Consider the following 20,054-nt stretch of genomic DNA (forward strand, 5'->3'; position numbering starts at 1 on the left):
TGAAGGCACGAAGCCGGTCCCGTAAAGAGTCAGACCCGAGTAGGGGACGGCATAACCGATCATCGCAGTCCCGTAATCGTGGGTCTGGGTGGGTAGTGGATCATGTACGGGGTGCAGGTGATCGGGGTTGACCAACCGGCGTGGATACCGACGTTCACGGGGCTGTCGGTGCGGCAGTTCGGCAAGCTGGTGGGCATCGTGCGAGGTCGTGGCGCCGAGCAGACCGGCGCTGGCCGTCGGTGGGGCCTGTCGTTGGATGACCGGGTGTTGCTGGTCGCCGTTTACTACCGCACCAACCTGACCCTGCGGCAGGTCGCGTTGCTCTTCGATATCTCCAAGTCTGCGGCCGGGCGGGTTGTCGAGCACATCGGCCCGTATCTGGCGTTGTCGCAGACGAAGCGCAAGCACAGCCCGGAGACGGTTCTGATTGTGGACGGCACCCTGGTACCCACCCATGGGGGTCGCCTCGACTGACCAATGTGTCGTGCATCACTTCTCGTGGAGAAACCATCACATCGACAGAGAGTCCAGCGAGGGCGATCAGCCCGCGCAAACACGCTTGACCTGGCCGCCGGAGGTTCACCTGGGTTGCTGACCGACATACCACCACCCTGCATCGAGTCCGGCTCAATTGGCTTGAGCCAAATCGTTAACGAGTGGATGAGAGGATGCGAGGTTAAAGGGGTCACACTTCTGGGGTTGAAGATTGTTTGGTGGGCACGATTCGGCAAAATACTGCAATTCATTGCAGGCATGGTCGCCGTGATCGACCTGGTTGGCCCTGAAAGATTCGATCAGCTCGCCCGTCGATTCAAGCGGGCTAGCGTACGAAAACTCTCAAAGAGAATGGAGTCATCAGCGTTTTCTAATCCGGTGATGCATCAGTTTATAAGCGTTCAAACTGTACTAAAGATCGAGCACGCGGACGATTTGACATTCCTGCTTTTTGGAGCATCCGCCCCAATTCTTGGGGTACTAGCAGCCAAGGCGTTTTCCTTAGGGAGCACAGCCACTTACTTGCTGGCCCTGGGCGGGGTTGCGCTCCTAGCTCTCTCAGTCCAAAAATCACTATTCAGTATTTTTAGACTACTTGCGCGTTTGTCCGCTCTTGCCAAGGATGGAGGTTCTGCCAAGTGGACAGCCCTCGTTCTCTTTTCCATGGGCTTCAGCTTGGATATGCTCGGTTCGTAGACGATCGCATTCACGAAGCCGCTGGGTCGTCACACAGCCATATACCAGCGACGGGTCTAGGTGTGACGCACGTTGCGTTGAGATCCTTACGGCGTCATCGCAGGCTCACCTTGCCAGGTTTCCATCCGGTAGGGCGAAAGCTGCCCCCGGCAGGAACACCTTTGTCGGGGGCAGCTTTACTCGCCTGTCTCCACTAGCTAACTCACCACAGCTACTCGGCCCGGTACCCGAAGAAGTTCTCTACGCGCTGGCGGGCCACCACGTCCTGACCGTGCAAGCATGAGGCGTAAAGTCTCCAACAGCACAGCCACGGAGTGGCCGGCCCACCGCGCCACGGTCGTCGGGTCAACGCCGGCCGTCAGCCATGTGCTCACTGCTGCGTGCCGTAGTGAGTACCGGGCGCTCTGCTAAAGCCTGTCCCGTATTGATCAACTTGTGGTGCTGGGCAAGGGAAAGCGCGGTCTTTAACCGCGTGGCGGGTTGTTTAGTGAGTCATGGTGAGGTTGCGCATGAGGGCTACACCCCTGGCGGCGTGCCAGACGCCGTCGCGTTTGCGCTGGACTACCCAACGACAGCCCCGATCGATCTCCTGCCACGCATCGACGACCACGTCGGCTACGTCGGCCGCCTACTCGACACCGGCCACATGACCCTCAGCGGACGCCGCCGCCTGGTCGTCGTCAGCGGCTGGCTGTCCCTGCTCGCGGCCACCGTCCACATCGACCTCAACCAGCACCACCAAGCCACGGCATGGCTACGCGCCGCGGACCACCTCGCCAAACACGCCGACCACCCCGAAATCCGCGCATGGTGCTACGAAACCGAAGCCTGGCGAACCCTCACCCAAGGACACCACCACCGAGCACGAGAACTCTCCCGCGTCGCCCAACACCACGCCCCCACAGGAAGCTCGGCGGCCATCCAAGCCACCGCCCAGGAAGGACGCGCCTCCGCACGCCTCGGCGACGCCGACACCACCTACCGGGCTCTGGAACGGGAACACGATCTGTGCGGACCGCTGCGTCAACCCGCTGATCCCGAGCACCACTACCGCTACGACCCCACCCAAGGCCAACGCCTACACCGCAACGACTCTCGCGTGGCTGGGTGACCCCGAAGGCGAACGCTACGCACGCGAAGTGATCGCCCGCTTCGAATCAAACTGGACCGCACACCGATAGCCCCGCCGCTACGCCAGCGCACACGTGGACCTCGCCCTCGTCACCGCCAAAACCGGCCAACTCGACGAAGCCTGCGCCGCCGCACACACCGCCATCGCAACAGGCCAAATCCCCCCGTCGAACTACTGGCGCATCACCGAGGTAGTCAACGCGGTCAAGCCGTTGCCCGAAGCTGCTGAACTCCGCGAGGCATACCACGAACTCACCAGCAGCTAACGTCGCTGGGGTGGAGCGGAACGATTCGTACCTATGGGGTTCCTCTCATCAGGCGTAGGTTCCTCTGCCTGAATAGCGTCGGACCGTGAGCTGGGAGAGCCGCGCAGATTCGAGTAGGTGTTACCGCCCCACCCAAGAATTCCAATCTGTTTGTCATCATGAGTAGCGATAGCGCTCTTCTCATACGATTTACCCATAACCCGACCGAGTAGACTTCGGCTCTGATCGTCGAGATCAACCACTTCTCCTCGAATGGCAGCAGCCTTGGCGATCTTCCCGTAACCGATCAGTGTATCAATCGGCTGAGGCCTACTGATGTCCAGAAAGAGCACTGGCCGCTCGGGCCTTTCCGGCATCCCCCTCCACCGCTTCGTAGGTTTCCTAAGTATATTCTGCCTGGTGTCGTCACCTAGCCGGAATCTCGTAGGGAGTGTCAGGAATCTGGCTCTGTCGCACTTTCGGTGGTGACGTTCGGTGTCAGCCGAGGAGGATGCGGTGGCGGAGGAGGGGGAAGCCTGCGCGTCCGTACATTTGTCGTTTGATCAGCTTCGTTTTCGTGTTCACTCCTTCTGTCCGTCCATTGTGGAATTCTCGAGTGAGGGCGGCGTCCACGCCGTAGCGGTCGAGATCGAGGCCGCGGGTGAATGCGTGTAAGTGGGGAAGGTCCTCGGCCCGGGCGTGGTCGATCCAGCCGGTCAGGCGTTCGTTGTTGCCAGGGGCGGGTGTGAGCAGCGCGGCGAAGTCGCCGATGAGGGCGGCGAGCGCGGTCATCTCGGGGCAGGCGCCGGTCGCGGCGTCGATCCATTCTCGCTGGTGATCTTGGAGTTTGTTCGGGTGGGTGAGCAGGTAGCGGCTGAGGCGCTTGGGCGAGATCGCGGGCCGGTCGGATTCGACGCGTCCTTGCGTGATGTAGCGATATAGCAGGTTCTGGCTTCCGATGTAGCCGAGCTCGGTGATCTCGTTGAGCAGCTGCAGTACGGGCACGGCCGGATCTTCTTCACGGCGACGGCGTAGGTGGTCCCGGAACGGGTCGACCAGGGTGGGCCGGTACTGCGGAGCCCGAACCAGGCGTTCGGGTTGGTCGATGCGGGCGTAGCGCTTGACCGTGTTCAGCGCCAGGTTCAGGCGGCGGGAGATCTCGAGCAGTCCGACGCCGCGATCGAGCAGATCATGCACCTGCCGCCAGCGTTCCCGAGTGGTGGCGGCGCGTTTGCCCTCGCGTGGTGGCGGGCCGGTTTTGCCCCAGCACGCGCTGTGGGCGGCGACTTCCTTGCCGACGGCCTCAGCGAGGTTGTGCCATAGGTGCCAGCGATCGGCGACCTGCACCGCGTCGGGTAGCGCGCGGCGGATGGCTTCGGCGTAGGCACCGGAGCCATCCCGGCACACCACCTGCACGCCGGGGTGCTCGCGTAACCAGGCTTCAAGGGTGCTGGCCGTCCGGTCGGCCAGGACGTCGACGCGTTCGCCAGTGACCGCGTCGATAATCACGGTGGCGTAGCGCTGCCGCTTACGCAGGGCGAAATCGTCCACGCCGATCACCGTCGGCACCGGCCGGGCCGGCACTGGTAGCCGCAAGAGCGCTCGCAGGGCGGTCTGCCGTGACAACGGAATACCGAGACCGGCCAGAGCCCGCACGCCTGCGCGCCCGGCCAGCTCTCGCACGACGCGACCCACCTGCGTGACCAGCCGGGCAGTGCGGCGCTGATACCGCTCGGCAACGCCGGTCAGCGGCTCGCGGAATGTCTGCCGCGAGCAGTCCACCGTCGAGCAGCGCATCCGCCGTGCCCGTACCCGGACCACGACCGGCCGCCCATCCACCGGCACATCGGTGACCCGCCGCTCGAAATAGCCATGCACCCGCCCCGTTTCCACAGCGCAACCCGGGCAGACCACCGGCCCCGACGGTGTGGACGCCCGAACAACGATCACCCCAGCAACATCCTCGACCCCCTGGATGACCAGGAAAGATAGCCCCGAGAACACCAGAGCCAGAAGTTGATCAACATTGCACCAACGTAACCCTGGCACAACGCACCGTGGTCAACCGACCGACCCACCGTCACCACCGAAAGTGCGACAGAGCCAGGAATCTTGTGGGCGATGATGTGATCGCCTTGTCGATTACTGCACGGTGACCCGGTCACCGTAGTACATGACCAGCGTGTTCAACACCTTTTTCCAGCCTACTGTTTTCCCGGTGATGTTGGAACGGTTTTTCAGTGGATTTTTGATCACAAGGTAGAGCACTTTTGTACGTCGTTCGACGTGGCGTTCATCGGCCATCACCACCCACACGGCGACGAGCCATCATCGGGTCGGCTCCGGCCACCTGGCCGCAGCGCCCCGCACACGCGAACACCTGCGAGCCGGTCAGCGACCGACCCACCACAAGCGACACGACCCCCGAAGCGCGAAGGTAGTCACGTCCGCAGACCACGCACGCCCCCCTGTCGGCCTGCGCGCCGGTCAATCCCCTGATGATCTCCTCGGGATTCATCCGGCACCACCGCCCTGACGGCGGCGCCGAGCGATCCCGACCGTGACGGAAACCCGCAGCTCACGGCGCGAGCGGCTTGTTGTAGATGCTGTACGAGCCGCACTGGGGGCGCAGCGCAGGCAGTCCCCGGGGTGAGAGGGCCGTTCTTGATCTCCATCTCGGGGCCCTCTGGTGTCAACACCGCGAACCGCCCCTCGCAGGTCCCCGAGTGATGCCGAGCAGTTCCACACGCTCTTCGACGGCAGGACCAGCCATTGTCGTCCACAGTGGATGTTCTCGTCGGCGAGGACTTCTGGATCAGTTTCCCGGCCTGCGGGAGCCACCTCGAACCGGGCAAACGCCCAGTACCGCATGCGGAACCGACACGACATTGCCAGATTTCCCTTTTGCCGCGACAAAGGGACAGCGCTTGCACGATTGCTATCGCCTTCTCACCGCGCCACGCGTAGCCTGCAACAGCACCGAGGAGGTCAGTGTGCACACGGCGCAGAGATGGTCGCGGTTGTCCGCAATCGCTGCGGTAGTGCTGCCAATCTGGGCATGGCACTTCCTGCACTACGGTTTTTTCCCGGTCTACAGCAAGCTCGCTTACACCCGCTCCAGCTTCGATTCCCAGCTCGCCGAAGGAGTTTACCGGTTCCGCATTCTCGGGGCGTGGCTCGTTCGCGTGGTCGACGACCACCTCGGCGATGTGCTCGTCGAGGTGCTGCACAACCGGCCTTTGTGGATGACCGCCGCAGTCCCAGGCATGGACGTCGGCCTGTACGGCTCGCTCGTGCTGGTCAACCTGGTCGCCTACCTCGCGATGTCGATCCTGCTCCAACGGCTGCTGTGGGATCCGGACCGCCCCTTGACTCCGGCCCTCTACCTGCTCGTGCAGGTGATCGTTCTCGCGTCGAGTTGGGTCATGACGCCGTATGACATGCTGGCTTACGCGTTCTTGCTCGCCGCCGTCGCGTGCTTGCGGTGGCGTTCGGGCGCCGCACCGTACGCATTGGTGCTGATCACCGTCCTCGGCACGTTGACCCGCGAGACGCAGGCTCTCGCGATTGCCTGCGCTGCGGTCTTCGCGCTGCGCAGCAGCAGGAGCGAGGCGCGCCGCGGGCTCGTGCTCACGGGGGTCTCGGCACTTGCCTTCGCCGCCACGTACGTCGGTCTGCGGGTGGTGCTCGGTTGGGACACCAGCGTGATCAACGGCTTGACCGTGTTCGACGTAGGGCTGTTGGCGATCCTGGGGCTGGCTGGCGCCCTCGTCGCGGTTTACATGGTGCACTGTGCGGCGGTCGCCGCCGCCGGAGGATCGGGTCGCACGTCGGCCACGGTGCTGTACCTGCTGGCAACGCCGTATCTGGTCGCAATCCTGCTGGCGGGGGCGTGGAACGAGGTGCGGCTGATCGTGCCGCTGGTGCTGGTCCAGGCGGTCGCGACAGTGACTGCGGACCCCACCAGCGAGAGCGTGCTGCGCGACCGGGTCCGCCCACGGCAGGTGCTGGCGCGCGTCACCGAACTCGCCCGCGGTGTCGCACCGCCGACCCGCGCGCGGCACGAGAAGAACCGCAAGGCCGCACCCGAGAACGTCCCCTTCGTCCCTGGTTCCTGAGCACCGCTGTCTCCGATCCGTGCATCACCCGAGTTGCGCGAAATGGCGGGCAGGGATTTGTCTTGATGAGGGCGCACCTGGTGCCGCCTGACCACCCCCGCCGTTCAACACCCCATCAAGCGAGGAGCGACCGAAAACCATGTCTTCGATCCTGAACACAGGAAGTTCCAAAGACATCGGCCGAGCGATCACCACCGAGCTCGCCCAGCGGGGCCACCGGGTCGTGGCCACCGCCCGAGACCCGTACGGCCGTTGGTGAGGGACACGGTGGGTATGACAACGCTGGACGATTTTGCCGCGCTGGCAACGAAGGAACGCGGCCTGGTCGTCGTCTCAACCCTGCGAGCGGACGGCACGATCCAGGCGTCGCTGGTCAACGCTGGCCTGCTGCCCCACCCGCGCACCAGCATTCCGGTGCTCGGGTTCGTTACCTACGGACGGGTGAAGCTGACCAATCTGCGGGCACGCCCGCAGGTGACCGCAACGGTTCGGTCTGGCTGGGCCTGGGCCACCATCGAGGGCACCGCAATGCTCATCGGGCCGGATGATCCGGTCTCCGGCATCGACGGCGAGAGGTTGCGACTGCTGCGGCGTGAGGTATTCACGGCGGCAGGCGGTAGCCACGAGGACTGGGACGAGTACGACCGGGTCATGGCCGAGCAACGGCGCACGGTCGTTCTGGTTGACCCCACCCGAATCTACGGCAGCTGACCGCAGCCCCGCCTCGCCACGGCCCGGCAGGCGGCTACTGCCCGAGGTGCGATCGACGGGCTGAGCGCCTAGCGATAGCCGAGCGAGATCCGAGGAGGCAGCCTGGCGCCCCCGGCGGGGCTCCACGCAGACGGTCCCTCTTCTTTCTCGCGGCGCAGCCGCTTGGCCCAGCTACGCGCGCAGGCTCTCGGACTCTGCCCAGCGGCTCTGCTGTTGGGCAGCCCTCGACGTGGTGTTTGGGCCTGGCCGATGTCGGGGATTCCAGCAGCGAGACGGTGGCAGCGACTCCCGCACGCCACCCGTTGTTGTGCGGGCCAGGCTCTGGAGCCGGGACTGGGGTACAGCCGCCGCTTTTGTGTCGGTGGTTGGTGTTGGGGGGATCATGGGCGCGACTGCGGGCACTTCCTCCGGGGTGTGGGATCGGCGGCGCGCGGCGAAGCGGGACAGGCTCGCTGCCGTGGAAACGTTGACCTCGGGCAAGGTTGTCACTGACGGGCGTCTTCGGGATGTTCTGGAGGCCCTGCTGCGGCCGGGTGATCGCGTGGCGTTGGAAGGGGACAACCAGAAGCAGGCCGACTTCCTCTCGCGGACGTTGGCCACCTGCGATCCGAAACGGGTCAACGGTTTGCACATGTTGATCTCGTCCGTGTCCCGGCCGGAACACCTCGACCTTTTCGAGCGCGGTATCGCCACCAAGCTGGATCTGGCCTTCGCCGGTCCGCAGAGCGTGCGGATGGCGCAGATGGTGACCGACGGGACGGTCGCGGTCGGCGCGATCCACACCTACGTCGAGCTGTACGCGCGCATGTTCGTCGACCTCGCTCCGCAGGTGGCGCTGCTGTGCGCGGCCAAGGCTGATCGGCTGGGCAACCTCTACACCGGGGCGAACACCGAGGACACCCCGACGATCGCCGAAGCGACGGCGTTCCGGGACGGGGTGGTGCTGGTGCAGGCCGATGAGATCGTCGACCCCGCCGAACTGCCCCGGGTGGACATCCCCGGGGACTGGGTGGACCTGGTGGTCGCCGCGGACCGGCCCTTCGCGCTGGAACCGCTGTTCACCCGAGATCCCAGGCACATCGGTGATCTGGAGATCCTCCAGGCGATGCTGGCGGTGCGCGGGATTTACGAGCGGCACCAGGTGGTTTCGCTGAACCACGGGATCGGCTTCGACACCGCCGCCATCGAGTTGATCCTGCCCACCTACGGGCAGCGGCTCGGGCTCAAGGGCAAGATCGCGCGGCACTGGACGCTCAACCCGCATCCGACGCTGATCCCGGCGATCGAGTCCGGGTGGGTGGAGTCGGTGCATTCCTTCGGCGGCGAGGCTGGCATGGAGCGCTACACCGCCGCCCGGCCGGACGTGTTCTTCACCGGCCAGGACGGGTCGCTGCGATCCAACCGGGTGCTGTGCCAGCTGGCCGGGCAGTACGCGATCGACATGTTCATCGGGTCGTCGTTGCAGATCGACGGCGACGCCAACTCCTCGACGGTCACCGACGGGCGACTGAGCGGATTCGGTGGTGCACCCAACATGGGGCACGATCCGCACGGTCGACGCCACCCCTCTCGCGCGTGGTTGAGCATGCTGCACGGGGTGTCTCCTGCCCTGCGCGGCCGCAAGCTGGTGGTCCAGATCGCCCAGACCTTCCGCACCGGAGCGACTCCCACGTTCCTGGAGACGTTGGACGCCGTCGAGGTGGGCGAGCACGCCGGGATGCCCGTCGCACCGGTGATGATCTACGGCGATGACGTGACGCACGTGGTGACCGAAGAGGGCGTGGCCTACCTCTACAAAGCCCACTCGCTGGCCGATCGCCGGGATGCGCTCGCGGCGGTCGCCGGGGTCACGTCGGTCGGTCGGCGGATGACCGCGGACCAGGTCGAGCAACTGCGCAAGGACGGCCTGGTCGCCTTGCCCGAGGATCTCGGTGTCGAGGTCGGCTTGGCCCACCGGTCCCTGCTGGCGGCCCGCAGCATCGGTGACCTGGTGGCCTGGTCCGGTGGGCTGTACGAACCACCAGCCCAGTTCCGGGATTGGTGACCCGGATGTCAACGGCCACCCGCGTGCGAACTCGGCTCGCACCCCGGCGCATCGCCGAGTTCGCCGTCGCCGCGCTGCGAGCCGAAGCCGAACTCACGCCGAAGCCCGGTTTGACCGATCGTCGTGGTGGCGGTGCGCACCGCGACATGACGCTGGACCTGCTGATCCGCTCGGCCGAGGCGCTGCGCGTGGCGTTCCAACGATGCGCGGAGGTCGCCACGACGTTGCCACTGGGGCTCGAACTGCGCGCCGAACTCGGCGCGATCGGCCGGGACGGGGAACGCCGGATGCTGGCGGTGACCGGCGGCGTCAACACCCACCGCGGTGCGCTGTGGGCGTTGGGTCTGCTCAGCGCCGGTATAGCGCAGTGGCCCGGATCGCGGGAAGCGGTTGGTGCCGCGGCGAAGTTGGCCCGGCTGCCCGATCATCGACTGCCGCCGGAATCGCTCCGGCCGCTCTCGCACGGGGCTCGGGCCCGGCATTGCTACGGCGCCGTCGGCGCAGCAGGTGAGGCTCGGGCCGAGTTCCCGCACGTCACCGAGCATGCCCTGCCCGCCTTGCGGCGCGCTCGGGCCCGTGGCGCGGACGAAGCGTCGGCCCGCCTGGACGCACTGCTGGCGGTGATGGCGTCGCTGGAGGACACGTGCCTGTTGCACCGAGGTGGCCCGCGCGGGTTGGCCGCGGTCCGCGGCGCGGCGGTCGGTGTGCTCGCTGCCGGGGGCTGCGCCACGGTCGCCGGTCGGCTGCGGCTGGCCGCACTCGACCGGCTCGCCCGAACCCGACGGCTCTCGCCCGGGGGCAGCGCCGATCTGTTGTCCGCTGCCGTGTTCCTCGATTCGTTGCCCGTCGAGAAAGGACACCCCGATCGCCATGCAGATCCTGACCTACCGTTTTCCCGCTGATCGGGTACCCCTGCGGCGCGTCCACGTCGGCGTGGTCGCCTCCGGTGACCTGGAGATCCTGCTGGACCTGCCCGCGCCGGAGACCGAGCCGGGTGGGCAGGCCGAGGTGCGGGTCCGCACCAGCATCGACGGCTTCGAGGTGCTCTGGCAGGCCGTGCTGGAGCGCTTCTTCGCCCGGACTTCCCTGCTGGGGCGATGGGAGCTCAACGACTTCGGCGCCACACCGGGTGTGGTCGCGCTGCGACTGCGGCAGGCGGCGGAATCCGCCACGAGGACCGACAACGCGACCGGAGGCGAACCGGCATGATCACCCCCACCAAGCTTGCCGAATCCCACTGGCAGCTCCAGCGCCGCAGTTTCCTCGAACTCGATGCACGCGCCCGCGCCGAAGCTCTGCTGGACACCGGGTCGATGCGGGTGCTTTGCGGACCTTTCGACCGCATCGAGTCCCCCTGGCTGCAACCGCAGGGCATCGTGCCGCAGGCCGACGACGGTGTTGTCATCGCGCGCGGCGCGGTGGATGCAGCCGCAGTGGTCATCGCTTCGATCGAGCAGGGCTTCCAGGGCGGCGGCACCGGTGAAGTCGCTGGCGCCAAGATCAGCCAGGCGCTGCGGCTGGCCGCGGCCGACTCCCGATCGGGTGCGCCGACAGCCGCCTTGCTGCTGCTGGAAACCGGCGGCGTTCGGCTGCAAGAGGCCAACCTGGGGTTGAACGCGGTGGCGGAGATCTGCTCCGCACTGCTCGAACTGCGCCCGTTGGCTCCGGTCGTCGGCGTCGTCGCTGGCGAGGTCGGTTCTTTCGGAGGGGTCAGCATCGCCGCCGGACTGTGCACCCACCTGATCGTCACCCCGCAGGGGCGGATCGGGCTCGACGGACCGGCCGTGATCGAGCAGGAGGCCGGGATAGCGGAGTTCGACTCGTCCGACCGGGCGCTGATCTGGGCCATCGACGGCGGCGAACAACGCCGCGCCCTCGGCCTGGCCGAAACCCTGGTTCCGGATGACGCCAACGCGATTCGCGATGCCGTGCGCGCGTCTTTGGCCGCTGGCCCGCGCGAGCCGGGAACGCACCGCAGCGAACGGCTCGACGTGCTCGCCACCCGGCTGGCCACTCTCGACCCGGCACACCCTCCCGCACCGGGCGACCTGCGGGCCTCGTGGGGCCAGGACTACGCGCCGCTGCGCACCGGGACCGAATCGCCTTCCACCAGGGGGAAATCCACCCCGCCCCGCAGCCGCGGCCGCACGTGGCTCCGCACTCTTGCCGACGCCGATCCCGTCGAGGTCATCCCCTCGGTGCTGCGTGCCGACACCGCCGACGCCGTGCACTTGAGCGTCGTGCCAGATCCGGACAATCCCTTCTACCGGGCGCGGGGCGGTGAGGTCGGCTTGACCGAATGCCTGGCGCTGGCTCGGACGATCCGCGAGGTGGTGCGCGAGGATTCCGACGCCGAGCGGCGCCGTGCGATCGTGGCCGTGGTCGACCTCGCCAGCCAGGCATACGGGCGGATCGAGGAAATGGCCGGACTGCACCAGGCCATCGCCACGACCGTGGACGCCTACTGGACCGCGCGCACCGTCGGCCACCCCTTGGTGGCCGTCGTGGTCGGGACCGCGCTCTCCGGCGGCTTTCTCGCCCACGGGTTGCAAGCCCAGCAGATCCTGGCCCTCGACGATCCGCAGGTGGAGATCCACGCCATGCACAAACCCGCCGCCGCGCGCATCACCATGCGCACCGTCGAAGAACTCGACGAACTCGCCAAGAAGATCGCCCCGCTGAGCTACGACGTGCGGGACTGGGCGGGATTGGGCTTCTGCGACGGACTCCTGTCCGTGAACGACGCGGACGCCCCGACGACCAAGGACGCCAGCACGGTTCGGGACGCCGTCGCCGCAGCCGTCGACCGAGCCCGCCGGGGGCCGAGCGACCTGTCCACCAGGCTCGACTCGCCAACGGCCGTGCGCACCCGTAGTGCCTCGCGAACAGTCCGGGATCGGCTCGGCCAGCAGTGGTCGAACACATGATTCGCCCGCACGACCTGCTCCGGCTGAACTGGCCGGTCACCCCGGCGACCGCCCCGAGGTGGGTGGTGCTGGCGCTGTGCCGGACCCCCTGGGTCGTGGCCCGCCGCGCACTCGCGGCGGAAGGCCGTGTCGCGGTGGGTGTGCGCGGCCCGCATCGGGCGCAACGGTTCGCCCTGGACGTCCCGCTCGACGCCGTGGCCGCGGTGCTCCCACCCGAAGCGCTGACCGCTCGCGCGCACACGCTGCGCGCGGAGTTACCTGCGGTCCGCGCACTGCACGCGGTACGGCCGCGCCTCGACAGGACGGGCTTGCGCTGGGGCCCCGGTGGCAGCGTGGGCTTCGAGCTGGCCACCGGGCTGCCCGCCATCACGCGCGACAGCGACCTGGACATCGTGCTGCGGGTCGAGCACCCACCGCCACTGGCCGAACTCGCGGCCGTCCAAGCGTCGCTGCAAGACCTGTCCGTCCGGGTCGACTGCCAACTCGACGCGCCTTGGGGCGCCGTCGCGCTCGCCGAACTCTTGTCCGGCGCCGACCGGGTGCTCCTGCGCACCCCTAACGGACCTCGGCTGGTGTGGACGGAGACCTTGACATGAGTTTGGCGCTGCTCTTCCCCGGACAGGGATCGCAGCGGCCCGGAATGCTGCACGCCCTACCCGACAGCCCCGCCGTTCGAACTACCCTCGCCGACGCGGGCGACCACCTCGATCTCGACCGGCTCGACACCGAAAAAGCGCTGCGTTCGAGCACCGACACCCAACTGGCACTGCTGGTCTCCGGAGTTGCCGCAGCCCGAGCCCTCACCGACGACCACGGTTTGTCGCCCGAATTCCTCGCCGGGCACTCCGTTGGCGCGTTCGCCGCCGCCGTCACCGCAGGCGTGCTCACCCTGCCCGAAGCACTCACCGCCGTGCGGCTGCGCGGCGATCTCATGCGGGAGGTGTGCGCGGACGGCCGCTGGGGCATGGCCGCCATCATCGGGCTGCGCCTGCCCACCGTTCGCTCGCTGACCGAGCAGATCAGCACCCACGACGATCCACTGTGGATCGCCAATGTCAACGCCCAGGACCAGATTGTCATCAGCGGCACCAGCACCGCGCTCCGCCGAGCTGAACCGGCCGTGCGCGATGCCGGGGGCGGGCGCGTGCAGCACCTCGACGTGGCGGTCGCTTCGCACTGCCCGCTCCAGGAACGCACCGCCAGCCGCCTCGCCCAGCACCTGGCCCGCCTGCCACGTCGTCCCCAGCGGGTCGCGTACTTGACCAACACCGGTGGCCGATGCATTCGCGGCGACAGCGACGCGGTTCTCGACGACCTTGCCCGCGCCGTGGCACGGCCGGTGCAGTGGCACGACGCGACCCGGCTGATGAGCGAACTCGGCGCCACCTACGCAGTGCAGCTGCCGCCGGGCGACGTCCTGAGCCGACTCCTGGTCCGCACCCTCCCCCAACTCCACGCCGATGCTCTGGATGACGGCATCGACCAAGTCCTCGCGCACTCCCGCCGCTTCCTGGGAGCGGTCAGCTAACGAGTCGCGGCTTTGGCTGCCGGGGGTGACGATGGGCGGGTCCGACATGCGCACCGTTCGCAGCGGAAGGGGGCGATGCGCAGTTGACGAATCTGGGGCACATCGTCGTTTTCGGGGCCATGTCGTGCGTTGTGGACGGCGCCGACGGTCATCGCGGAGGTGCGCATCAGCGGCGGTGACGGCGCGACCTTCCACCTCGGCAAGGGGCTATTTGCCGTTCAACGTTCTTCTCGGTTCGGGGTTCCGTGCTGCCGACTCACCATTGCCCCACCAGATCGGTCGCGCGAGAGGAGAGGCAGATGGGACTCAAGCGACAACAGAGAACGCAGCAGCGCAACAGGATCACGGTCGTGATGGCGCTTTTCGTGATCGCCATGCTCACGGCCGCGTGCACGTCGTTCGCGGCGCCGAGACCGCTGGTGCCCTGCGCACCCGCCGCTGTCAAGCCCACTGTCGTGCTGGTCCACGGCGCTTGGGCCGATACTTCCAGTTGGAACGGCGAGGTCGGTGCCCTGCAGCAAGCCGGGTACGTCGCTCGGGCCATCGGCAACCCGCTCCGGGACTTGACCGGCGATGCCGCTACTGTTTCCGACTTCCTGAAGACCATTCCCGGACCTGTCGTGCTCGTCGGGCACTCCTACGGAGGGTCCGTGATCACGAACGCCTCGGTGGGAAATCCGAACGTCAAGGCCCTCGTGTACGTCGACGCAGCCGCGCCGGATGTTGGTGAGACCACCGGCCAGCTCAGCGGGTCCGACTCCGCACTCAACGCGAACCCCGCCGATCTCTACGACATGGTGGCCTACGCGGGGGCTCCAGCGGCAGCGATGGACCTGTACCTCAAGCAACAGGTCTTCGTCGGCTCGTTCGGCTCGGACCTGCCCCAGGACGTCGCCAACCGGCTGTGGGCCTCCCAACGAGCGGCTTCGAACAGCGCGTTCATGACGCCGTCGAAGGAAGCCGGGTGGAAGACGATTCCGTCCTGGTACTTCATCAGCACCGGCGACCGGATCATCACGCTGTCCTCGGAGCGGTCGATGGCCCAACGGGCCCGCTCGAACATCACCGAGTTCCCGGGCGGCTCCCACCTCACGCTGATCTCGAACCCGGACGCGGTGACCGCGGTGATCGGTAACGCCATCTGCGCCGTCCGCTGAACGCTTCGATGCGGGCGGTGGCCCCGGCCGATCAGGCGAGCGCGCGCCGCAGCAGGGCTTCGGACGCCGACAGGTAGCGATCGACGTAGGCGCTGTCGAAGCCCTGCGTCGGTCGGATCGGTTGCGCTTTGTGGCCGAACATGAGCCCGGTCCGGCCTTCGAGCTCCGGCGCGAACAGGAGTGGCACGATCCGCTTCGCATATGCCTCGGGAGATTGCATGAAAAGGCCGACGGCCGCCTCGAACAGCCGGTGGATGGTGCTGCCTTCGCCCAGGAAGTTGCTTCGGATATCGGTTTTGATCATGTACGGGCCCAGGCCGAAGAACGCCGGGCCCGGGAACCGTTCCGCGGCGCCGAGCACGATGGCCTCGTTCCCGGCCACGGTGTTGAAGTGCGCGACCATGGATTTGTAGCTCTTCTCGGAGTTGAGGTCATCCGGGTTTCCGAGCGCGCCGATTCCGGGGGACCCCATGACGAAAACGCGCGGCCTGGGCGCACCGTCGCCACGTGCTGATCCGAGTTCGGGGCTGAGACCTCGCAGTATCGCCAGGCGACTCAGGTAGCTGATCGCCAGGTCGCGTTCGATGTGCTCGTGCGTCTCCTCACGTGTCCGGGCAGCGAAGATCCCGGTGGTGAAGAGTGCGACGTCGAAGGATTCCGCCGGAAGATCGCGGCCCACGCGGACGGCCTCGCGCATCGACGACAGATCGGCTGGCACGAACGTCAACCGGTCGGTCGGGGCATCGCGAAACGTGCGCCCGACGACTGTGACATCGGCACGTCGCGCCAGGGCTTGCTGGGCGATGGCTCGCCCGAGGCCGTTGGTGCCGCCTATGACGACCAACTTCTTCGCGGACAGGTCGAGCTGCTCGATGGGCGCCAGTCGCACGGCCACACTCCGATCCGGCACCCCTGTGGCGGAAAGACGTTGCCTCCGGCGAATTTTGGACGCACTCGGAGCGGATTGGCTTGCGGCGTTCATCGATACTCCCCTTCTTGCGCGGTTGCTCGCCTCCGGCGGGCGTGACCAACTGGCCGCACCGGGACTCGCCGACCAGCAGTTCAACGCAGGGTGCGCCTCGATGCTCATACCGCCAACGAAGCCCGCGGCCACGAATCGGCGGCGGAACATCCCAGCTGGCACGCACTGACACCCCTAACTGATTGACTTCTATCAGTTACGCTACCACAGACTTGATAGGTTCCTATCAATTGGTAGTGTGCGGTGTGACCGACAGTGCCCGACAGCCGCTGCGCGCCGACGCGGCCCGGAACGTGCGACGCATCGTGGAGGCCGCGCACCAGGTGTTCCAGCGCGGCGATCCCTCGGCGTCCATGGAGGAGATCGCCGCAGCGGCAGGGGTGGGCATCGCCACCCTGTACCGCCGATTCCCCCGACGCGAAGACCTGATCAGGGCCGTGATGCAGCAGCGGTTCGCCGTGACGATCCAACCGGCGTTGGAGCAGGCGCGGCGGGAACCGGACCTGCGGAAGGGGGGGGGGGGGGGGGGGGGCGGGGCCCGCGGGGCCCCCCCCCCCCCCCCCCCCACCCCGCCCGGTGGTCGCTTCGGCCGGTCAGCGGCAGCCGCAGCCGCGCAGGGCGTCGGCGAGCTTGTCCAGCGCCGGGCGGGCCGCCGCCGAGCTGGTGCCGTTGGACATCAGCGCGAACACCAGCAGTCGGCCGTCTTCGGTGACCACCGTGCCAGCGAGACTGTTGGCGCCGTCCAGGGTGCCGGTCTTCGCCCGCACCCAGCCCTGGCCCGCGCTGCCCTGGTAGCGGTCGTTCAGGCTGCCGCTGCCCCCGCCGATCGGCAGGCCGGGCAGCAGCGCGCGCAGCTTCACCGCCTGCGGCGGCAGCCCGCCGTCCGGGCCCGCCGACGCGGTGGCCGAGGTCAGCAGCGCCCCGAGCAGGTTCGGCGTGACCCGGTCGTCCAGCGACAGTCCGCTGCCGTCGGCCATCGTCGTGCCGCCGAGGTTGAAGCCGTTGTTCTGCAAGACCTCGCGCACCGCCTTGACCCCACCGGCGAAGGACGGCTCGTTGCCGGTGGCGATGGCGACCTCGCGGGCCAGTGCTTCGGCGAGCACGTTGTCCGAGTGCTGCAACACGGTCGCGACCAAGTCCTGCACGGTCGCCGACTGGACCTGGCCGAGCACCTGGGCGTTGGCCGGGGCCCGGCCTTGCGACACCGCGGCGCCGCCGAGCCGGTTGGCCAACTCCTGCGCGGTCTGCATCGCCGGAGCCGAGGAGCGGGGGCTGGTGTCCCGAGTCGGATCGGCCCGGCCACCGTCGAGCATCACCGGCTCGATCGGGGCGTAGAACCCGGCCGCGACGTCCTGCGGGAGCCAGCCCGGCGCGCTGGTCGGCCCGGTGTACCGGCTGGTGTCGACCTGCACGGAAGTCACGTTCCCGCCGGTCGCGGCCTTGACCTGGGCCACCAGGTCGTCGAGCCGAGCCGCGCCCGGATACACCGATTCCTCGCCCGCGGGCAGCGAGGACAAGGTCGGATCACCACCGCCGACCAGCACGACGCTGCCCGGCTGGCTGCCGCGCACCACCTTGGTGGTGAGCCGCTGCTGGTGGTCGAGTGCGAGCAGCGCCGCGCTCGTGGTCAACAGCTTGCCGGTGGACGCCGGGATGAGCGCTTGGCTGGGGTTCTGCTGCCACAGCGCTGCCCCGGTCTGGGCATCCAGCACGATGCCGCTGAACGTGCCCAGGCCGGGATCGGCGAGCGGGCCGGCGAGCGCGGCTGCGATGCCGGATTGCTGCGGCAGCGACGCGTTCCGGTTTAGCGGCTTGATCGCCGGGTTGAGCTGGACCGGCGCGGGCGGTGCCGCGATCTGGGTCTGCTTCAGGACGTCGACCAGCGCCGGACCGAAGGCGATGCCGACCCCGAGCAGCACGACGACGACCACGGCCACCGCGATGAACGTCCGGCGCCGCCGGGGCCGTTCGGCCCTCGGCTGGTCGGCGGTTTCCGGTGGCTCCGGCGGGCTCTGCGGAATCCGCTGCGGCTGCGCCCGAGGTGCCGTCAGACCCGCGAAATCCGCTGGTGAAGCGGGTTGCGGAGCGACGAGACCGGCGAAGTCCTGCGGTGCTGCGGGGTGTGCGAGGCGTTGCGGTTGCGCCCGAGGCGGTGCCAAGCCCGCGAAATCCTGCGGCGACGCCGCTGGCACCGGCGGGGCCAGACCCATCGGAGCTTGCGGCGGCCCGCTCGAAGGCTTGACGTGCGGGGCGGTCAGACCCGCGAAATCCGCAGCGGACGCGGCACGCGGCGGCGGGCCGCTGAAGTCGGGGCGGGCGAACTGCTGGGTCTGCTCCGCGGGTGCGACCGGCGGGGCGGTCCGCATCTGTTGCGGCGCGGGTTCACCAGAGGTGCGCAGCTCCGCCAAGTCCTTGAGCTCGATCCGGGTGGTCTTTTCCACCTCGGATTCTTCAGGTGCCTTCGCGGGCCGCACCTCATCGACGGGCGCGACGTCGATCCGCGGGATCTGCTGGGTCTCGTCGATACGCGGGGGCTCGGCGACCTCGACCAGCCTGATCTGCTGCGTCTGCTCGGCTGCGCTGGGCGGCGGTGTCGCGTCGGTGATCGGCGCGAACTGCTGCGTCTGTTCGACCACCGACGGCGGTGGCTCGACGACACGTTCCTGCTCGTCGGTCGGCCGATCGTCGCGCTCCGCCGCCTCGCCGCTGACCGGGGCCCGCTCCGGGGCAGCTACTTCGGCAGCCGCGGGGTCCGACTCGGCGCTGGCACCGGCCTCGACCGCAGCATCCGATCCAGGCTGGTCCGCGACTTCTTCCTCAGACTCAACAACCGGTTGGGCCTGGACATCCGCGCCGGAGTCGGCAGCAGGACCGCTTTCCTCCTCGACCGGAGCTTCCGCAGCGGTATCTTCTGCGGCCTCGGGCTCGGCATCCGCCTCCGCCGGGGACTCGTCGGCATCAACCGGCTCAGCGTCGGATTCGGTTTCGGGTTCGACAACCACCGCTGCCGCAGGCTCGTCGCCGTCAGCCTCGGTCGGCTGCTCGTCCTGGTCGCCTGCTGGCTCGTCGCTACCCGCGTCAGTCGCGGGCTCCTCCTCGCCGAGGCTCCCGGCGACCCGCTTGCTCGTGATACCCGCCTGCGAAGACGCACCGCCGTCAGTCGGCGTCGGCTGCTGGGGCTCACTCGGCCGATCAACTTCGACAGTGCCGCTGACCTGCGACGACACGGTCGATGACCGATCGCCAGCCGTCAGCCGCACGGTCTCCCGCGCATCAGCCGCGTCCTCCGGCTGCTCAGCATCGACGCGGGCTTGCGACGACTCATCGCCAGAACTCGATTCGGGCGGCGCGGAATCCTCCGCCTCGGCAGGAGCGGTCTCCGGCGCAGGCTGGTCCACATCGCTGGCCCGCGCACCTTCGGGATCCGGCTCGTCCAGCTCAACAGTGCCGCTGACCTGCGATGACGCACTGGCGACAGCAGTTTCCCCAGCGCCTTCCGCCGACTCCCCAGGGGGCTCCGCACCGAGATCCCCGGCAACCCGCTTCGTCGCGGTAACCGCTGGCTCGGCCACCGATGCAGCCGCCTTCTCCGCGACGGCCGACTGATCCGCGGGTTGCTGGGCAGCGTCGGAGCGCTCCGGGTCGCCGGGTTGCGCCGAACCATCGGGCGCCGCGGCGTCGGCCGAGGTCGCGTCCTCGGCAGGCTGATCAGGGGTGGTCGTGGGTTTGGTGTTCTCCGACTCCGCTGCGGCGTCGCGTTCGGCAGACCGCGAGCCGTCCGGGGACGACGCATCGGTTCGGGTCGGGTTCTCACCATCCGGTGCTGACGCCTGGACCTTGGTTTCGGACACCTCACCCCCGCTGTTCTGGGGTTCGGGCACGTGCTCCTCCTCGACGGATCGCCAGACTGCCAGATTGCGACCTCCCGCACTGCGGTGGGGCCTGGAGGCTCACCGTGGTCCACACTAGAGATTGTTTCAGCAGTGGTCTGCGCAGCGGTGCGGGTGGCGGAACCGCAGT

Annotated in this window: 16 protein-coding genes and 2 pseudogenes; 14 read left to right on the forward strand and 4 right to left on the reverse strand. The window is 67.9% G+C overall.

Annotation, left to right across the window (positions count from 1 at the left end; all coding sequences use genetic code 11):
• Positions 1-102 precede the first annotated feature (102 nt).
• From MOQ72_RS31180 to MOQ72_RS31195, 4 genes and pseudogenes are all read left to right on the forward strand, one after another.
• Positions 103-453 (forward strand): annotated as a pseudogene (locus MOQ72_RS31180) (helix-turn-helix domain-containing protein); the annotation flags it as partial.
• A gap of 246 nt (positions 454-699) precedes the next feature.
• Positions 700-1,191, forward strand: coding sequence for a hypothetical protein (locus MOQ72_RS31185; protein ID WP_242189335.1), 492 nt, complete (start codon positions 700-702; stop codon positions 1,189-1,191).
• A gap of 532 nt (positions 1,192-1,723) precedes the next feature.
• Entirely contained in the window at positions 1,724-2,302 is a 579-nt protein-coding gene (locus MOQ72_RS31190) for a hypothetical protein (protein WP_242189336.1), read from the forward strand.
• A gap of 94 nt (positions 2,303-2,396) precedes the next feature.
• Entirely contained in the window at positions 2,397-2,588 is a 192-nt protein-coding gene (locus MOQ72_RS31195) for a hypothetical protein (RefSeq protein ID WP_242189337.1), read from the forward strand.
• A gap of 477 nt (positions 2,589-3,065) precedes the next feature.
• On the opposite strand, the gene MOQ72_RS31200 is transcribed toward MOQ72_RS31195, so the two are convergent.
• Both MOQ72_RS31200 and MOQ72_RS31205 read right to left on the reverse strand, forming a co-directional pair.
• Positions 3,066-4,616 (reverse strand): ISL3 family transposase, encoded by a 1,551-nt coding sequence (locus MOQ72_RS31200; protein ID WP_443706324.1) that lies wholly within the window; start codon positions 4,614-4,616, stop codon positions 3,066-3,068.
• A gap of 93 nt (positions 4,617-4,709) precedes the next feature.
• Complete coding sequence (locus MOQ72_RS31205; protein WP_242189339.1) at positions 4,710-4,883, reverse strand: hypothetical protein; 174 nt, start codon at positions 4,881-4,883, stop codon at positions 4,710-4,712.
• Positions 4,884-5,587: 704 nt separating this feature from the next.
• Between MOQ72_RS31205 and MOQ72_RS31210 the strand changes: the two genes are divergently transcribed.
• The 9 genes from MOQ72_RS31210 (at position 5,588) to MOQ72_RS31250 (ending at position 15,052) form a co-directional block, all read left to right on the forward strand.
• Positions 5,588-6,685 (forward strand): hypothetical protein, encoded by a 1,098-nt coding sequence (locus tag MOQ72_RS31210; RefSeq protein ID WP_242189340.1) that lies wholly within the window; start codon positions 5,588-5,590, stop codon positions 6,683-6,685.
• 273 nt (positions 6,686-6,958) lie between these two features.
• Entirely contained in the window at positions 6,959-7,396 is a 438-nt protein-coding gene (locus MOQ72_RS31215) for a TIGR03618 family F420-dependent PPOX class oxidoreductase (protein WP_242189341.1), read from the forward strand.
• A gap of 382 nt (positions 7,397-7,778) precedes the next feature.
• A complete protein-coding gene (gene mdcA / locus MOQ72_RS31220) occupies positions 7,779-9,440 on the forward strand; it encodes a malonate decarboxylase subunit alpha (protein ID WP_242189342.1) in 1,662 nt (553 codons plus the stop codon).
• A gap of 5 nt (positions 9,441-9,445) precedes the next feature.
• Positions 9,446-10,342 (forward strand): triphosphoribosyl-dephospho-CoA synthase, encoded by an 897-nt coding sequence (locus tag MOQ72_RS31225; protein WP_242189343.1) that lies wholly within the window; start codon positions 9,446-9,448, stop codon positions 10,340-10,342.
• A complete protein-coding gene (gene mdcC, locus MOQ72_RS31230) occupies positions 10,311-10,649 on the forward strand; it encodes a malonate decarboxylase acyl carrier protein (RefSeq protein ID WP_242189344.1) in 339 nt (112 codons plus the stop codon). Before MOQ72_RS31225 ends, mdcC begins: the two co-directional genes overlap by 32 nt.
• Positions 10,646-12,367, forward strand: a complete 1,722-nt coding sequence (mdcD, locus tag MOQ72_RS31235) for a biotin-independent malonate decarboxylase subunit beta (protein WP_242189345.1) — start codon at positions 10,646-10,648, stop codon at positions 12,365-12,367. The genes mdcC and mdcD overlap by 4 nt, the downstream gene beginning before the upstream one ends.
• Complete coding sequence (locus MOQ72_RS31240) at positions 12,364-12,963, forward strand: malonate decarboxylase holo-ACP synthase (RefSeq protein ID WP_242189346.1); 600 nt, start codon at positions 12,364-12,366, stop codon at positions 12,961-12,963. The genes mdcD and MOQ72_RS31240 overlap by 4 nt, the downstream gene beginning before the upstream one ends.
• Positions 12,960-13,895, forward strand: a complete 936-nt coding sequence (locus MOQ72_RS31245) for an ACP S-malonyltransferase (protein ID WP_242189347.1) — start codon at positions 12,960-12,962, stop codon at positions 13,893-13,895. The genes MOQ72_RS31240 and MOQ72_RS31245 overlap by 4 nt, the downstream gene beginning before the upstream one ends.
• 299 nt (positions 13,896-14,194) lie before the next feature.
• Positions 14,195-15,052, forward strand: a complete 858-nt coding sequence (locus MOQ72_RS31250) for an alpha/beta hydrolase (RefSeq protein ID WP_242189348.1) — start codon at positions 14,195-14,197, stop codon at positions 15,050-15,052.
• Between the two features lie 31 nt (positions 15,053-15,083).
• On the opposite strand, the gene MOQ72_RS31255 is transcribed toward MOQ72_RS31250, so the two are convergent.
• Positions 15,084-15,941, reverse strand: a complete 858-nt coding sequence (locus MOQ72_RS31255; protein ID WP_242189349.1) for a Rossmann-fold NAD(P)-binding domain-containing protein — start codon at positions 15,939-15,941, stop codon at positions 15,084-15,086.
• Positions 15,942-16,339: 398 nt separating this feature from the next.
• Between MOQ72_RS31255 and MOQ72_RS45325 the strand changes: the two are divergent.
• Positions 16,340-16,462: pseudogene (locus MOQ72_RS45325) on the forward strand (TetR family transcriptional regulator); the annotation flags it as partial.
• 165 nt (positions 16,463-16,627) lie between these two features.
• On the opposite strand, the gene dacB reads toward MOQ72_RS45325, so the two are convergent.
• A complete protein-coding gene (dacB, locus tag MOQ72_RS45330; RefSeq protein ID WP_242189350.1) occupies positions 16,628-19,915 on the reverse strand; it encodes a D-alanyl-D-alanine carboxypeptidase/D-alanyl-D-alanine endopeptidase in 3,288 nt (1,095 codons plus the stop codon).
• Positions 19,916-20,054: the final 139 nt, after the last annotated feature.

This window comes from Saccharopolyspora soli (genome assembly GCF_022678645.1).
GTDB classification, from domain to species: Bacteria; Actinomycetota; Actinomycetes; order Mycobacteriales; family Pseudonocardiaceae; genus Saccharopolyspora; species Saccharopolyspora soli.

Coding starts and splice junctions, on each gene's coding strand:
- MOQ72_RS31215 (WP_242189341.1), top strand. CDS start 6,959: ATGACAACGCTGGACGATTTTGCCGCGCTGGCAACGAAGGAACGCGGC.
- mdcA (WP_242189342.1), top strand. CDS start 7,779: ATGGGCGCGACTGCGGGCACTTCCTCCGGGGTGTGGGATCGGCGGCGC.
- MOQ72_RS31225 (WP_242189343.1), top strand. CDS start 9,446: ATGTCAACGGCCACCCGCGTGCGAACTCGGCTCGCACCCCGGCGCATC.
- mdcC (WP_242189344.1), top strand. CDS start 10,311: ATGCAGATCCTGACCTACCGTTTTCCCGCTGATCGGGTACCCCTGCGG.
- mdcD (WP_242189345.1), top strand. CDS start 10,646: ATGATCACCCCCACCAAGCTTGCCGAATCCCACTGGCAGCTCCAGCGC.
- MOQ72_RS31240 (WP_242189346.1), top strand. CDS start 12,364: ATGATTCGCCCGCACGACCTGCTCCGGCTGAACTGGCCGGTCACCCCG.
- MOQ72_RS31245 (WP_242189347.1), top strand. CDS start 12,960: ATGAGTTTGGCGCTGCTCTTCCCCGGACAGGGATCGCAGCGGCCCGGA.
- MOQ72_RS31250 (WP_242189348.1), top strand. CDS start 14,195: ATGGGACTCAAGCGACAACAGAGAACGCAGCAGCGCAACAGGATCACG.